The organism is Streptomyces sp. NPDC001933 (genome assembly GCF_042890955.1).
Classification (GTDB): domain Bacteria; phylum Actinomycetota; class Actinomycetes; order Streptomycetales; family Streptomycetaceae; genus Streptomyces.
In genome coordinates this window covers 1,035,429-1,048,806 of record NZ_JBIASS010000001.1, presented here as the reverse complement: position 1 = coordinate 1,048,806, position 13,378 = coordinate 1,035,429, and the positions used below count along the sequence as shown (strand labels likewise).

15 protein-coding genes are annotated in these 13,378 nt (G+C 71.1%); 5 read left to right on the top strand and 10 right to left on the bottom strand.

Annotated elements, in window-relative coordinates:
- Positions 1-94 precede the first annotated feature (94 nt).
- Together ACFYY7_RS04685 and ACFYY7_RS04680 are read left to right on the top strand one after the other, a co-directional pair.
- Positions 95-1,228, top strand: coding sequence for a lipid II:glycine glycyltransferase FemX (locus tag ACFYY7_RS04685; RefSeq protein ID WP_388656928.1), 1,134 nt, complete (start codon positions 95-97; stop codon positions 1,226-1,228).
- 67 nt (positions 1,229-1,295) lie between these two features.
- Positions 1,296-1,739, top strand: a complete 444-nt coding sequence (locus tag ACFYY7_RS04680) for a GNAT family N-acetyltransferase (protein ID WP_388656925.1) — start codon at positions 1,296-1,298, stop codon at positions 1,737-1,739.
- An 18-nt stretch (positions 1,740-1,757) separates the two neighbouring features.
- On the opposite strand, the gene ACFYY7_RS04675 is transcribed toward ACFYY7_RS04680, so the two are convergent.
- Entirely contained in the window at positions 1,758-2,429 is a 672-nt protein-coding gene (locus ACFYY7_RS04675; RefSeq protein ID WP_388656923.1) for a DUF4232 domain-containing protein, read from the bottom strand.
- 153 nt (positions 2,430-2,582) lie between these two features.
- On the opposite strand from ACFYY7_RS04675, the gene dapA reads away from it, so the two are divergent.
- Positions 2,583-3,467 carry a 4-hydroxy-tetrahydrodipicolinate synthase gene (dapA, locus tag ACFYY7_RS04670; RefSeq protein WP_388656920.1) on the top strand — a complete coding sequence of 295 codons (885 nt, stop codon included), beginning with the start codon at positions 2,583-2,585 and terminating at the stop codon, positions 3,465-3,467.
- Between the two features lie 71 nt (positions 3,468-3,538).
- On the opposite strand, the gene dapD is transcribed toward dapA, so the two are convergent.
- Positions 3,539-4,528, bottom strand: coding sequence for a 2,3,4,5-tetrahydropyridine-2,6-dicarboxylate N-succinyltransferase (gene dapD, locus ACFYY7_RS04665; RefSeq protein WP_388656917.1), 990 nt, complete (start codon positions 4,526-4,528; stop codon positions 3,539-3,541).
- Positions 4,529-4,616: 88 nt separating this feature from the next.
- Positions 4,617-5,846, bottom strand: a complete 1,230-nt coding sequence (locus ACFYY7_RS04660; protein WP_388656914.1) for an MFS transporter — start codon at positions 5,844-5,846, stop codon at positions 4,617-4,619.
- A gap of 108 nt (positions 5,847-5,954) precedes the next feature.
- Between ACFYY7_RS04660 and ACFYY7_RS04655 the strand changes: the two genes are divergently transcribed.
- Complete coding sequence (locus ACFYY7_RS04655) at positions 5,955-6,842, top strand: winged helix-turn-helix transcriptional regulator (RefSeq protein WP_388656912.1); 888 nt, start codon at positions 5,955-5,957, stop codon at positions 6,840-6,842.
- A 48-nt stretch (positions 6,843-6,890) separates the two neighbouring features.
- Here the strand turns inward: ACFYY7_RS04655 and ACFYY7_RS04650 are convergent, their stop codons facing one another.
- Positions 6,891-7,427, bottom strand: a complete 537-nt coding sequence (locus ACFYY7_RS04650) for a TetR/AcrR family transcriptional regulator (RefSeq protein ID WP_266736459.1) — start codon at positions 7,425-7,427, stop codon at positions 6,891-6,893.
- Positions 7,427-7,747, bottom strand: a complete 321-nt coding sequence (locus tag ACFYY7_RS04645; RefSeq protein WP_388656909.1) for a DMT family transporter — start codon at positions 7,745-7,747, stop codon at positions 7,427-7,429. Before ACFYY7_RS04645 ends, ACFYY7_RS04650 begins: the two co-directional genes overlap by 1 nt.
- A 187-nt stretch (positions 7,748-7,934) precedes the next feature.
- Between ACFYY7_RS04645 and ACFYY7_RS04640 the strand changes: the two genes are divergently transcribed.
- On the top strand, positions 7,935-8,963 hold the full coding sequence (locus ACFYY7_RS04640) for a hypothetical protein (protein WP_388656906.1): 1,029 nt from the start codon (positions 7,935-7,937) through the stop codon (positions 8,961-8,963).
- Between the two features lie 31 nt (positions 8,964-8,994).
- Here ACFYY7_RS04640 and ACFYY7_RS04635 read toward each other — a convergent pair whose 3' ends face one another.
- The 5 genes from ACFYY7_RS04635 to sufC all read right to left on the bottom strand — a co-directional run bounded on the left by ACFYY7_RS04635 (position 8,995) and on the right by sufC (position 13,378).
- Positions 8,995-10,389, bottom strand: coding sequence for a DUF3616 domain-containing protein (locus ACFYY7_RS04635; RefSeq protein ID WP_388656904.1), 1,395 nt, complete (start codon positions 10,387-10,389; stop codon positions 8,995-8,997).
- 146 nt (positions 10,390-10,535) lie between these two features.
- On the bottom strand, positions 10,536-10,883 hold the full coding sequence (locus tag ACFYY7_RS04630; protein WP_266736465.1) for a metal-sulfur cluster assembly factor: 348 nt from the start codon (positions 10,881-10,883) through the stop codon (positions 10,536-10,538).
- A complete protein-coding gene (gene sufU / locus ACFYY7_RS04625) occupies positions 10,880-11,335 on the bottom strand; it encodes a Fe-S cluster assembly sulfur transfer protein SufU (RefSeq protein ID WP_388656901.1) in 456 nt (151 codons plus the stop codon). Before sufU ends, ACFYY7_RS04630 begins: the two co-directional genes overlap by 4 nt.
- Positions 11,336-11,360: 25 nt before the next feature.
- Positions 11,361-12,617: a cysteine desulfurase gene (locus ACFYY7_RS04620; protein ID WP_266736466.1), complete on the bottom strand. Its 1,257-nt coding sequence runs from the start codon at positions 12,615-12,617 to the stop codon at positions 11,361-11,363.
- On the bottom strand, positions 12,614-13,378 hold the full coding sequence (gene sufC / locus ACFYY7_RS04615; protein WP_266736468.1) for a Fe-S cluster assembly ATPase SufC: 765 nt from the start codon (positions 13,376-13,378) through the stop codon (positions 12,614-12,616). The genes ACFYY7_RS04620 and sufC overlap by 4 nt, the downstream gene beginning before the upstream one ends.

Sequence of the window (13,378 nt, the reverse complement as noted above, 5' to 3'; positions counted from 1 at the left end):
CGGACCACCCTGATACGTCAAGTCCGCTTGAGGTCAACAGCACGCCCCGTCGATACCGTCGGACCCACCGGCAGCACAACGAACGGAGTACCGCATGGCACCGCATCTCAGGACGATCGGCCGCGAGGAGCATCTGGCGTTCGTCGCGAGCCGGCCGGCCGTGAGCCATATGCAGGTTCCGTCGTGGGGCGACGTGAAGCCCGACTGGCGTGCGGAGAGCATCGGCTGGTTCGACCGGGACGGCGCGGGCCGGGAGCGGATCGTCGGGGCCGGGCTCGTCCTGTACCGGCCGATCCCCCGGGTGAAGCGCTATCTGGCCTATCTGCCGGAGGGGCCGGTCATCGACTGGCACGACGGCGGTCTGCGTGAGTGGCTGGATCCGATGCTGGCGCATCTGAAGGCGCAGGGCGCGTTCTCGGTGCGGATGGGCCCGCCGGTGGTCGCCCGGCGCTGGGACGCCCGGACGGTGAAGGACGCCATCGCCGACCCGGCCGCCGGCCGCCTGCGCGACGTGGAGCCGGACGTGCGAGAGCCGCGGGCCGACGAGGTCGTGAAGCAGCTGAGCGGACTGGGCTGGCGGCGCGGCGAGGAGGAGAGCGAGGACGGTTTCAGCGCGGGGCAGCCCCGGTACGTCTTCCAGGTCCCGTTCGCCGGGCTGTCGCTGGAGGAGATCCGGGGCAATCTGAACCAGCAGTGGCGGCGCAACATCAAGAAGGCGGAGAAGGCGGGTGTCAAGGTCGTCGAGGGCGACTACGAGGACCTCCCGGCCTTCTACGAGCTGTACCGCGAGACGGCCGGGCGCGACCGCTTCATCCCCCGTCCGCTCGACTACTTCCAGCGGATGTGGACCGCGCTGCGGGCCGAGGACCCCGACCGGATGCGGCTCTACCTCGCCCAGTACGAGGGCGAGACGCTCTCCGCCGCGACGATGCTGACCGTCGGGAACCACGTCTGGTACTCCTACGGCGCCTCGACCGGCCGCAAACGCGAGGTCCAGCCCAGCAACGCCATCCAGTGGCGCATGATGAGCGACGCGCACGAGCGGGGCGCGGCCGTCTACGACCTGCGCGGCATCACCGACACCCTGGACGAGAGCAACCACCTGCTGGGCCTGCTGCGCTTCAAGGTCGGTACCGGCGGCCGGGCCGCCGAGTACATCGGCGAGTGGGACTACCCGCTCAACAAGGTGCTCCACAAGGCGTTCAGCCTCTACATGGCGCGCCGCTGACCGTACCGGGCCGGTGGGCCGTGGGCCGGGCGCCGGGTGCTCCGGCGCCCGTGCCAGACTCCGAAAAATGATCCTTCGCACCGCCACCCGCGCCGACCTGCCCGCCGTCCTCGCTCTGCTCGCCGACGAGGAAAGAGTCGTCGATCCGGCCTCGGTCGTGGTCGACGACGCGTACGAGAGGGCCTTCGCCGCCATCGAGAGCGACCCGCGCAACGAGATGCTGGTGCTGGTGGACGGCGACACCGTGCTGGGCTGTGCGCAGGCGACGTACATACCGGGGCTGGGCAGGGGCGGCGCGGAGCGGGTGCTGATCGAGGCGGTACGGGTCAGGGCCGACCGGCGGGGCGGCGGGCTGGGCCGGGAGCTGATGAAGCAGGCGGTGGAGCGGGCCCGGCTGCGCGGGTGCGGGCTGATGCAGCTGACCAGCGGCAAGCGGCGTGCGGACGCGCACCGGTTCTACGAGTCGCTGGGCTTCGCCCGCAGCCACGAGGGCTTCAAGCTCGCCCTCTGACCCCGCGCCGCCGCTCCGCTACGGGGTGGTCCGCCAGGCGGTCATGTTGAGCTCGTCGAGCAGCCGTACGTCGCTCCCCTCCAGCGGGAAGGTGCGCGCCTCCAGGCCGGGGGCCGGTGCGATCTCCAGGGCGTCGCCCTCGATGAGGTCGCCGCCGGTCGGGGTGGAGACCCAGGCCAGGAGCGAGCGCACGGTCTGACCCGGCTTCAGCATGACCTCCTTGGGCCCCCGGTCGGTGCCCATGTAGGAGGAACCGGGGTTCACCGGGACGGGCAGCGGGTCGCCGGCCTCGTCCAGGGCCCGGACGGACGGGTAGCCATGGACCCGGTACGGCTTGCTGCCGCAGTTGGTGAGGGTGAGTCCGACGGCCCGGTGGCCGAGCGCCGCCTCCACCTCGCCCATGTCGACGACGACGCCGGAGGACGGGCAGCCGGCCGGAACGGTGGGCGTGGGGGCGGGGCCCTGCGCGCCCGGCCGGTCGGAGACCCCGACGGAGACGCTGGGGAACGGCGTCGGCAGCTTGTCGGCGTGCACCCGGTACGGATCGCTCGGCGTCGGCTCCGGCTCGCCCTCGCCCGCCGGCACGAGGAACCCGGCGCATCCGGAGAGCGTCAGCCCCAGCACCCCGGCCAGCAGCCCGGCCGCCAGCGGCCCCCGTCTCCCGGTCCCCGCCCACGTCAGTCCTCGCATGCTCACGCACCCACCCCGATCCCGGCCTGCCGTACAGTCGTTCGATCATGTCAGACCCGTGGGCGCTGATCCGCGACTGTTCAGCCCTGCTTGCCGCTCACCCCAAGCAGATCTAAGTGGACCTTCACGGTCCGGTCGGCCGACACTTCGGGCATGACCTCACCAGTGGCCCCCTTCGGACGCGCGCTCTGCGCCATGATCACGCCGTTCACCGACTCCGGCGAGCTGGATCCGGACGCGGCCGGGAAGCATGCCGCCGCCCTGGTCGCCGACGGCTGCGACGGACTGGTGCTCAGCGGCACCACCGGCGAGTCCCCGACCACCAGCGACGCCGAGAAGACCGCGCTGCTGCGGGCGGTCCGGGCGGCGGTCGGCGACGGTGTGCCGATCCTCGCCGGGGTCGGCAGTGCGGACACCCGGCACACCATCGCCCTCGCCCGGCAGGCCGAACAGGCGGGCGCGGACGGTCTGTTGGTGGTGACGCCGTATTACAGCCGGCCGCCGCAGCCCGCCGTCGAGGCGCATTTCCGGAGTGTCGCCGACGCGAGCGGCCTCCCGCTGATGCTGTACGACATCCCCGGCCGCACCGGCACCCGCATCGAGCCGGAGACCCTGCTGCGGCTCGCGGAGCACCCGCGCATCGTGGCCGTGAAGGACTGCGCGTACGACCTGCTGGGCTCCACGAAGGTGATCGGCGCGACCTCGCTGGCGTACTACTCGGGCTGCGAGGAGCTGAATCTGCCGCTGTACGCGGTGGGCGCTGCGGGCTATGTCAGCACCGTCGCCAATGTGGCGCCCCGTGCGCTGCGGGCGGTCCTGGACGCGTTCGACGCCGGGGACACCGCGCGGGCCGCCCGGCTCAACCACCTGGTCCTCCCGCTCGCCGAGGCGATGATGGCCTCCGGGCTGCCCGGCACGGTCACCGCCAAGGCGCTGCTCGACGCCGGACCGGTCCGCGAACCGCTGCAGCCCGCCGGACGCGGGGCGACCGACGGGCTGCGGAGGGCTTACGAGGAACTGCTGCGCGCCACCGATTGAGAGTGTCCGGCAGTAGGCAGCGCGCGCGACGCCGCGAGGTCTACTGCCGGACACTCCAAGGCCGGGCGGCCTCAGTTGTGGCTGTGCAGGACGTCGTTGAGGCCGTCCCAGACCGCGTTGTTCGGGCGGGCCTCGACGGCGCCGGAGACCGAGTTGCGGCGGAAGAGGATGTTCGAGGCGCCGGAGAGCTCACGGGCCTTGACGATCTGGCCGTCCGGCAGCGTGACGCGGGTGCCGGCCGTGACGTAGAGCCCGGCCTCGACGACGCACTCGTCGCCGAGCGCGATCCCGACGCCGGCCTCGGCGCCGATCAGGCAGCGCTCGCCGATGACGATGCGCTCCTTGCCGCCGCCGGAGAGGGTGCCCATGGTGGAGGCGCCGCCGCCGATGTCGGAGCCGTTGCCGACGACGACTCCGGCGGAGATGCGGCCCTCGACCATCGACGTGCCGAGGGTGCCGGCGTTGAAGTTGACGAAGCCCTCGTGCATGACGGTCGTGCCGGCGGCGAGGTGCGCGCCGAGCCTGACCCGGTCGGCGTCGGCGATCCGGACGCCCTTCGGCGCGACGTAGTCCGTCATCCGGGGGAACTTGTCGACCGAGGTGACCTGGAGGTGCAGGCCCTCGGCGCGGGCGTTCAGCCGCACCCTCTCCACGTCGTCGACGGCGACCGGGCCGAGCGAGGTCCAGGCGACGTTGGTGAGGAGGCCGAAGAGCCCGTCCAGGTTCTGGCCGTGCGGCTGGACGAGGCGGTGCGAGAGGAGGTGCAGACGCAGGTACGCGTCGTGGGCGTCCAGCGGCTTGTCGTCGAGCGAGGCGATGACCGTACGTACGGCGACGACCTCGACACCGCGGCGGGCGTCCACGCCGATGGCCTTGCCGGCGCCCTCACCGAGGAGGTTGACGGCCTGGTCGGGGGTGAGCCGTTCGGTTCCGGCCGGGCCCGGCTCGGCGGTGAGCTCGGGGGCGGGGAACCAGGTGTCGAGAACGGAACCGTCGCCGGCGATGGTGGCGAGGCCGGCGGCGACGGCGCCGGTGGTGCGAGCAGGAGTCGTGTCGGTCATGACACGAAACCTAACCGGCGAGGCACCACCGGGGCCAACCGGTCTCGCCGGATGGGCAGGTCCGGCCCGGGAGCCCGGACCTGCCAGGTCAGCCGGGCTGTGTCTGCCGTTCAAGCACCGGTACGGCGGCCGCCTCGCGCACCGGTCCCCGCAGCCGCCGCGCCGCCAGCACCGCCGCCCCCGCGCCGCAGGCCAGCACCGCGCAGGCCGGCCAGAGCAGTCCGGGCGCATGGGCGTAGAGCGCACCGCCGAGCGGCGGCGCCAGCACCTGGCCGCTGATGGAGGCGCCCGCGTACAGGCTCTGGAAGCGGCCCTGTGCGTGGTCCGGGGCCTGGTCGGCGACGTACGCCGTCGCGGTGGTCTTGTAGAGGATCTCGCCGGCGGTCAGCGACGCCATCATGGTGACGGCGAACAGCGCCCCGGCGCCGGGGATCAGCACCGCGTAGCCCAGCCCCACCAGCAGCAGTCCGGTGCCCACGATGGACAGCGGCGCCCGGCGGCGCAGCACGTGGGCGGCGGGGAGTTCCAGCAGGAGGATGAGCCCGCCGTTGACGGCCAGCAGCCAGCCGTAGAACTGGTCGCCGTGGCCGTGTTCGGCGAGGAAGACGGGCAGGGTCGAGTACTGCTGCCGGTAGACGAGGTCGACGCAGAGGATCGCGGCGAGCAGGACCAGCACGGCGGGCCTGGCCCGCAGTTCCCGCCAGAGGCCCGGCGCGCCGGGGTCACGGTCCGGCCGGGCGTGCGCGGTGCCGTGTGCCGGGAGCACCGCCGCCGCGTACCCGGCGAAGAGCAGGGTCCCGAGTCCGTCGGCGACGAACAGCCAGCCGTACGAGAGGTGGGCGGCGATCAGCGCGCCGAGCGGCGGGCCGACGGCGAACGCGGCGTTGCCCGCGGCCCGCACCAGGGCGAAGCTCTGGCGCCTGCCGCCCTCGGGGACGGAGACCGCGACGAGTGCGGAGTTGGCGGCGCGCACGACGCCCGCCGCGTACTGCGCGAGCGGCAGCACCCCGTACATCGCCGCGACCGGGAGGACCGGCAGGGCGGCCAGCGCCGCCCCGCTGACCAGGGCGCCGGTCAGCAGCATCCGGCGGTGGCCGTAGTGGTCGCCGAACCAGCCGCCGGTGAAGTTCCCCGCGACCAGGCCGATGCCGCCGATGCCCGCGACGACTCCGGCCTGCGGGACGCTCAGCCCGCGCGGGCCGGTCAGATAGACGAAGAGGTAGATGAAGGTGAAGCTGACGACCCCGTTGAGAAAGGAACCGAAGGCCAGCAGCCGCACGGTGCGCGGCACGTCCCGCACGACCCCGGAAAAGCTCATCCCCAGCACCCTCCCCAGTGAGTTTCCTTTGGGAACGGACTATGGCATCGTGGTTTCCTGCAGGTCAATCCGGTAAGCGGCGAATACGGGAGACGGACGGAGGAGCCGATGCCCCAGCGCACCAGCCTGGCCGACGCCGACTGCGCGATCGCCCAGGCGCTCGACGTCGTGGGCGACTGGTGGACCCTGCTGATCGTGCGGGACACGGCGCGCGGGGTGCACCGCTTCGACGCGCTCCAGCAGGAGCTGGGCGTGTCCCGCAAGGTGCTGACCGAGCGGCTGCGGCTGCTGGTCGACGCGGAGGTGCTCTCCCGGGAGCCGTACCAGGACCGGCCACCCCGGTACGAGTACCGCCTCACCCCGCGTGGACGCGCGCTGCTGCCCGTACTGATCGCGCTCCAGGACTGGGGCGACACCTGGGTACTGGGAGAAGGCGAAATGATGGCGACGACCGCGGAGGCCTCGAAGGAGGCGGCCCGGGTGCACGCCCTGGTGGGCACCCGCCTGCCCGAGCTGCGGCTGCTGGACCTCGACGGCGCGCCGCGCGACCCGGTCGCCGGCACCCCGTACACCGTCCTGTACTTCTTCCCCGGCGCCTACGCCCGCCGGGACGCCTATCCGCCGGGCTGGGCCGAGATCCCGGGCGCGAGCGGCTGCACGCTCGAATCGTGCACGTACCGTGACCAGTTGGCCGAGTTCACCGCGGCGGGCGCGACCGTGCACGGGGTCTCCACCCAGCGCCCGGACGAGCAGCGGGGCTTCGCTGACGCGGAGCGGCTGCGGTTCCCGCTGCTGTCCGACGCGGAGCTGGAGCTGACGGCGGCGCTGCGCCTTCCCACCTTCCGCGCGGGCGGCATCAGCCGGCTGAAGCGGCTGACGCTGGTGGTGGACCGCGACCGGACGGTCCGCGAGGCGCTGTATCCGATCACCGACATCGAGGCGAGCGTCCGGGCGGCCCTGGCGGCGGTACGGAACGGGGGCCCGTCCGGCGAATAAGAGCCTGCTGCCGGAGGCTCCGAGGGGGCACCCCCGCGGTCGGATCCGTCAACCGGCGATCCGCCGCAGCATCTCCCGCGCGTACGCCTCGTCGTACTCGCCGCCGGTGAGCAGCACCTGCAGGCAGATCCCGTCCATCAGCGCGATCAGCGCCCGCGCGGTGACCGGATCGGTGCGCCCGGACAGCAGCTCGGCGGTGCCGTCGGTCCACTCGGCGGCGACGGGCCGCAGCGCGGGCCTGCGGAGCGCGGCGAGATACAGCTCGTACTCCAGCTCGGCCCGCCCGCGCCCGCCGGAGAAGTACTCCCCCAGCAGCCGGGCCAGCTCCTCGGCGAGGTCGGCCGCCGGATCGGCCAGCGCCTCGCTCTCCCGCATGACCTCCGCGAAGTTCTCGTTCGACCGGCGCAACGCGGCGATCAACAGCTCGTCCAGCGAGGCGAAGTGATACGTCGTCGAGCCGAGCGGCACATCGGCCTCGGCGGCGACGGAGCGGTGGCTCAGCCCCGCGATGCCCTTGGCGCCGACCACCCTGATCGCGGCATCGATGATGCGGTCGCGCCGCTCGGGGTCGTAACGGCGCACCATCAGTGGGCCCCGCCCAGGTTCAGCACCACCACTCCGGCGATGACCAGCGCTATGCCCGCCAGCTTGACCGGGTTGCCGGACTCGCCCATGAAGAGGATGCCGATGGCGGCGACGGCCGCGGTGCCGATCCCCGCCCAGATCGCGTACGCGGTGCCCACCGACAGCGTCTTCAGCGTCTGGGCGAGCAGCCCGAAGGCCACGAGGTATCCCACGACGGTGATCAGCGAGGGCCAGAGCCGGGTGAAGCCCTCGCTGTACTTCATGGCCGTCGTGCCGGCCACCTCCGCCGCGATCGCCGCGGCCAGCAGTCCGTATCCCATGTGTACGAGTGTACGCATCGCCGCCCGAACGACGGTACGAGCGCTTTCGGCCAGCGGGGACGCTACGGTGTCCCGACCAGCACACCGGACAACGACACATGACGGAGCAGCAGTGGCGCAGGACGCAGGGTGGGGCGGCGGAGCACCGTACGGAGGGCCCCCGGGACCACCGGGATGGGGCGGCTGGATGCCACCGCCGAAGCCCGGGGTGATACCGCTGGCGCCCCTGAAGCTCGGGGACATACTCGGCGGCGCCTTCAGCACGATGGGCCGCTACTGGAAGCAGTTGTTCGGCATCGGCGCGGCCGTGTACGGCGGGGCGGTGGTGATCATGGCCGCCACGGCCCTGATCGCGTACTCCGCGGTCAGCGACCAGCTGCACACGGTCATCTCGCTCAGCGCCGAGGAGGACCCGAGGTCCTCCGAGGTGGTGCCGATCGTGATCGCCCTCGGTGTCGTCTGGCTGGTCGCCATGATCGCCTTCGCGGTCGCCACGGCCATGATGTACGCGACCGTGCCCGCGATCCTGCAGGAGGCGGTACTGGGCAGGCCCACCACCTTCTCCTTCATCTGGCGCCGGGCCTGGGCCCGCGTGCCGGCGGTGTTCGGGACGGTGGTCCTGACCTTCCTGGTCGCGATGGTCCCGACGGTGCTCATGGTGGTCGGCTTCTTCGCGCTGATCATCGGCTCCATCACCCTGGAGTACGGGGGCAACCTGGCGGTGTGGACCGCGCTCGGCTTCCTGGGCGCCCTGGCCACCGCCCCGCTCGCGATCTGGCTCTGGGTGAAGTTCTGCCTGGCGCCCTCGGCCGTGGTGTTCGAGGGGCAGTCCCCGGTGGCCGCCCTGCGCCGCTCCGCGCAGCTGGTGCGCGGCGACTGGTGGCGGGTCCTCGGGATCACCATGCTGGCCCTAGGCATGGCCTACGTCGCGAGCTACGTCATCCAGATCCCGTTCTCGTTCCTCGGCATGTTCTCCGGCATGATCGGCGGCACGACCCTGGACGAGGACCCGAACCCGGCCGCGATCGCCTTCGCCATGAGCGGCTACCTGGTGATCATGGCGCTCGGGCAGCTGATCAGCCAGTTCATCGCGGCGACGTTCCCGCAGCTGGTGACCGGGCTGCTCTACGTCGACCGGCGCATGCGCACCGAGAACCTGGGCCCGGCCCTGGCCGAGGCGGCGGCCGCCGCACCGCCGCCGCCGTACGGACCGTAGGCCCGCGCCCGGGGCCCGCCCGTCCGGTCCGTCAGCCGCCGACGGCGAACCGGACGGCGCGGGACTTCTTCCACTCGGCGTGGTCGAGATCCTTCGCCTCCGTGCCGTCGCCGTACAGGTCGGCCGAACCGGCATCGGTGATCAGCTGCGTCCTGGCGCCCGGAACGGTGAGGTCGGGAACGTCCACGACGGCCTCCCAGCCGCCCGCGTCGGCGGTCGGCAGATCGGCCCGCTTGACCGGGGCGTGCGAGGCGATCCCGTCCCAGGCGTAGAGGGCGTACGGGTCGGAGTTGTCGTCGGCCGCCCAGGAACCGGCCACGATCAGGTACTGGTCGGCGGCGTTCTTGCGGATGTCCCGGATGCTGAGCCCGCCGAGGTCCAGCTCGATCGGCGCGCCCATGACCGCCTTCGCCCCGCTGCCGGCCACCTCGTCGAAGTTGGTGACGGGCACGATCAGGGCCTTGCCGCCCGACTTCGGCGGGACCAGCGGTGCCCGGAAGCCGAGGTACGCGGTGGTCGTCGAGCCGGGCGCGAACTCCAGGCCCTCGATGTTGAACCCGTCGATCTGCTTGGGCACTTCGCCGTCCGCCGTCCCCTCGTCGAAGCCGAGCCGGTTGCCGTTGACCTTGTCCCACGCGACGAGATCGTCCCGGAGCTTCCCGTACTCGCCGCCCACCGTCAGCGCGGTGGCCGCGCCCGAGCCGGTCACCGTCGTGGTGAAGACGGTGTTGCGGTCGGACTTGTACTCGCCGTCCTTGTTGTTGCCGAGCGATCCGGTCCAGTAGATGGTGTCGCCGACCCGGGCCGCGCCCTCGATGTCGACCTCCTTGTCCGCCCCGAGCTCCGGGCCGACGTCCCAGCTCTTCACGGGCGCGCCGGACGCGGAACGGTCGTACAGGCGCAGCGTGTTGGACTCGTCGTCGGCCACTACCATGTACCCGCCACCGACGTCGACGGCTGCCGAGGCGTCCGAGGAGCCGGTGAGGTAGCGGGTGTCGGCGGCGTTCTGCACGGCGGCGGAGGCGGCGTAGTGCAGCGTCCTGGTGGCGGTCTTCCCGCCGAGTCCGGTGACCTTGATCGTGAGGTCGGTGTAGCCGCGTCCGTGCGCGGCGACGGAGAGCCGCCGGGTGGCGCCCGTACCGGTCACGGTCACGTCCCCGGTCCCGGCGACGGACGCCTTGGAGCTGGCGGACGCCGCCACGCCGAGCGCACTCGCGTCGGCCCCGCTCTGCGCAACGGTGACGGTGACCACGGGGTCACCGCTCGCACCGACGGCACCGGAGAGGTGGGAGGCCGAGAAGGCGATCGTCGGCGTTCCGTAACTCGCGGCGTGCGCGGGGGTGTTGATCCCCAGCGCGGCCAGCAGGAGCACTCCGCCCGCGGCGGCGGCCATCCTGCGGTCGGGGAGCGAAAGCTGATGCAGCACGGCATGCCTCTCGTCGGCGTGGTGTCGCGGGTAGGTTCCGCTACCCGTGCCAACGAGGGACACACCTCGTGAGTACGGCAGGTGAAACAACGACGAAAAACGGCCCCCGGCGCGAAGCCGGGGGCCGTTCGTCGTCGGCAATGGGCTCAGACGTTGAAGCCCAGGGCGCGCAGCTGCTCGCGCCCGTCGTCCGTGATCTTGTCCGGACCCCACGGCGGCATCCAGACCCAGTTGATCCGCAGTTCGTTGACGATGCCCTCGGTCGCGGACTTCGCCTGGTCCTCGATGACATCGGTCAGCGGGCAGGCCGCGGACGTCAGCGTCATGTCGAGGGTGGCGATGTTGGCGTCGTCGATGTGGATGCCGTAGATCAGGCCCAGGTTGACGACGTCGATGCCCAGCTCGGGGTCGACGACGTCGTACAGCGCCTCACGGACCTCCTCCTCGGAGGCCGGCTTGGTGGTCAGTACTTCCGGCGTACCGTGATCGCTCATGCCGTCTTCCCTTCGGACAGCGCTTTGGCCGTCGCGTCCTTCCATGCCATCCAGCTCAGCAGCGCGCACTTCACGCGGGCCGGGTACTTCGAGACGCCGGCGAACGCGACCGCGTCCTCCAGCACCTCCTCCATCGCGTCGTCCGGCTCCAGCTGGCCCTTCGACTGCATCAGCTCCAGGAAGGTCTCCTGGATCTTCTGCGCCTGGCCCAGCTCCTTGCCGACCAGCAGTTCGTTCAGCACGGAGGCGCTGGCCTGGCTGATGGAGCAGCCCTGACCCTCGTACGACACATCGGCGATGGTCTCGCCGTCGTACTTCACCCGGAGAGTGATCTCGTCGCCACACGTCGGGTTGACGTGGTGCACCTCGGCGTCGCCGTCCCGCAGGCCGCGCCCGTGGGGGTGCTTGTAGTGGTCCAGGATCACTTCCTGGTACATGGAATCAAGCTTCACCAGTCAACCCTCAGCCGCTCGCCCATTATCCGAAAAAGTTCCGTACGTGCTCCAGACCGTCCACCAGGGCGTCGACCTCGGCGGGCGTGGAGTACAGATAGAACGACGCTCGCGTGGTCGCAGGAATTCCGTACCGCAGGCAGACCGGCCGTGCGCAGTGGTGTCCGACCCGGACCGCGATGCCCTGCTCGTCGAGCACCTGGCCCACGTCGTGCGGGTGGATGTCGCCGAGCGTGAAGGAGATCGTGGCGCCGCGGTCCTCGGCCGTCGCCGGGCCGATGATCCGCAGGTCCGGAACCTCCAGGAGCCGCTTCACCGCGTACTCGGTGATCGCGTGCTCGTGGCGGTAGATGTTCTCCATGCCGATCGCCGAGAGGTAGTCCACGGCAGCGCCGAGGCCGACGGCCTGGGCGATCGGGGGCGTACCGGCCTCGAACTTGTGCGGCGCGGGGGCGTACGTCGACGAGTGCATCGACACGGTCTCGATCATCTCGCCGCCGCCGAGGAACGGCGGCAGGTCCTCCAGGAGCTCCTGCCGTCCCCAGAGCACGCCGATGCCGGTCGGGCCGACCATCTTGTGACCGGTGAAGGCCACGAAGTCTGCCTGCAGCGCCTGCACGTCCAGCACCATGTGCGGGGCGGCCTGCGAGGCGTCGATGCAGACCAGCGCGCCGACCTGCTGGGCCCGGCGGATGATCTTCTCGACCGGGTTGATGGTGCCCATGATGTTGGAGACCAGGGTGAAGGAGACGATCTTCGTCTTCTCCGTGATGATCTCCTCGATGTTGGACAGGTCGAGGCGGCCGTCGTCGGTGATGCCGAACCACTTCAGCTTCGCGCCCGTGCGCTGCGAGAGCAGCTGCCACGGCACGATGTTGGAGTGGTGCTCCATCTCCGTGGTGACGATCTCGGTGTCGTGGTCCACCCGGTAGGGCTCGTCGGCCCAGCCGAGCATGTTGGCCACGAGGTTGAGCGACTCGGAGGCGTTCTTGGTGAAGATCACCTCGTTGCGGCTGGGTGCGTTGATGAACGCGGCGACCTTGTCACGGGCGCCTTCGTACAGCGCCGTGGCCTCCTCCGCGATCGTGTACACACCGCGGTGCACATTGGCGTTGTGCCGCTCGTAGTACTCGTTGAGGGCGTCGAGCACCTGGCGCGGCTTCTGCGAGGTCGCAGCGCTGTCCAGGTAAACGATCTTCTTCCCGTCATGGACCGTACGATCCAGCAGGGGGAAGTCCTTGCGGATCGCCTCGGTGTCGAGGAGGCCCGGCAGCTGTGTCACGCGGAAGCGCCACCCTTCACATATGCCTCGTAGCCCTCGTTCTCCAGCTTGTCGGCGAGCTCGGCGCCGCCGGACTCGGCAATGCGGCCGTTGGCGAAGACGTGCACGAAGTCGGGCTTGATGTAGCGGAGGATCCGCGTGTAGTGCGTGATCAGCAGGGTGCCGACCTCGCCGGTCTCGCGGACCCGGTTGACGCCCTCGGAGACGATGCGCAGGGCGTCGACGTCCAGACCGGAGTCGGTCTCGTCGAGGATCGCGACCTTCGGCTTGAGGAGCTCCAGCTGAAGGATCTCGTGGCGCTTCTTCTCACCGCCGGAGAAGCCCTCGTTGACGTTGCGCTCGGCGAACGCCGGGTCCATCTGGAGCCGGCCCATCGTCTCCTTGACCTCCTTCACCCAGGTGCGCAGCTTGGGCGCCTCGCCGCGGACGGCGGTGGCGGAGGTGCGGAGGAAGTTGGAGACCGAGACACCGGGGATCTCGACCGGGTACTGCATCGCGAGGAACAGGCCGGCGCGGGCCCGCTCGTCGACGGTCATCTCCAGGACGTCCTCGCCGTCCAGGGTCACCGAACCGCTGGTGATCGTGTACTTGGGGTGACCCGCGAGGGAGTACGCGAGGGTGGACTTGCCGGACCCGTTGGGGCCCATGATGGCGTGGGTCTCGCCCTGCTTCACGGTCAGGTCGACGCCCTTGAGGATCTCCTTCGTGGCGTTGTCGGCCTCGACGGAGACGTGCAGGTCGCGGATTTCAAGCGTTGCCAT

What these genes read in the sequence shown, in the direction of transcription:
- ACFYY7_RS04685 (WP_388656928.1), top strand. Translation starts at nt 95, where the DNA reads ATGGCACCGCATCTCAGGACGATCGGCCGCGAGGAGCATCTGGCGTTC.
- ACFYY7_RS04680 (WP_388656925.1), top strand. Translation starts at nt 1,296, where the DNA reads ATGATCCTTCGCACCGCCACCCGCGCCGACCTGCCCGCCGTCCTCGCT.
- ACFYY7_RS04675 (WP_388656923.1), bottom strand. Translation starts at nt 2,429, where the DNA reads ATGCGAGGACTGACGTGGGCGGGGACCGGGAGACGGGGGCCGCTGGCG.
- dapA (WP_388656920.1), top strand. Translation starts at nt 2,583, where the DNA reads ATGACCTCACCAGTGGCCCCCTTCGGACGCGCGCTCTGCGCCATGATC.
- dapD (WP_388656917.1), bottom strand. Translation starts at nt 4,528, where the DNA reads ATGACCGACACGACTCCTGCTCGCACCACCGGCGCCGTCGCCGCCGGC.
- ACFYY7_RS04660 (WP_388656914.1), bottom strand. Translation starts at nt 5,846, where the DNA reads ATGAGCTTTTCCGGGGTCGTGCGGGACGTGCCGCGCACCGTGCGGCTG.
- ACFYY7_RS04655 (WP_388656912.1), top strand. Translation starts at nt 5,955, where the DNA reads ATGCCCCAGCGCACCAGCCTGGCCGACGCCGACTGCGCGATCGCCCAG.
- ACFYY7_RS04650 (WP_266736459.1), bottom strand. Translation starts at nt 7,427, where the DNA reads ATGGTGCGCCGTTACGACCCCGAGCGGCGCGACCGCATCATCGATGCC.
- ACFYY7_RS04645 (WP_388656909.1), bottom strand. Translation starts at nt 7,747, where the DNA reads ATGGGATACGGACTGCTGGCCGCGGCGATCGCGGCGGAGGTGGCCGGC.
- ACFYY7_RS04640 (WP_388656906.1), top strand. Translation starts at nt 7,935, where the DNA reads ATGCCACCGCCGAAGCCCGGGGTGATACCGCTGGCGCCCCTGAAGCTC.
- ACFYY7_RS04630 (WP_266736465.1), bottom strand. Translation starts at nt 10,883, where the DNA reads ATGAGCGATCACGGTACGCCGGAAGTACTGACCACCAAGCCGGCCTCC.
- sufC (WP_266736468.1), bottom strand. Translation starts at nt 13,378, where the DNA reads ATGGCAACGCTTGAAATCCGCGACCTGCACGTCTCCGTCGAGGCCGAC.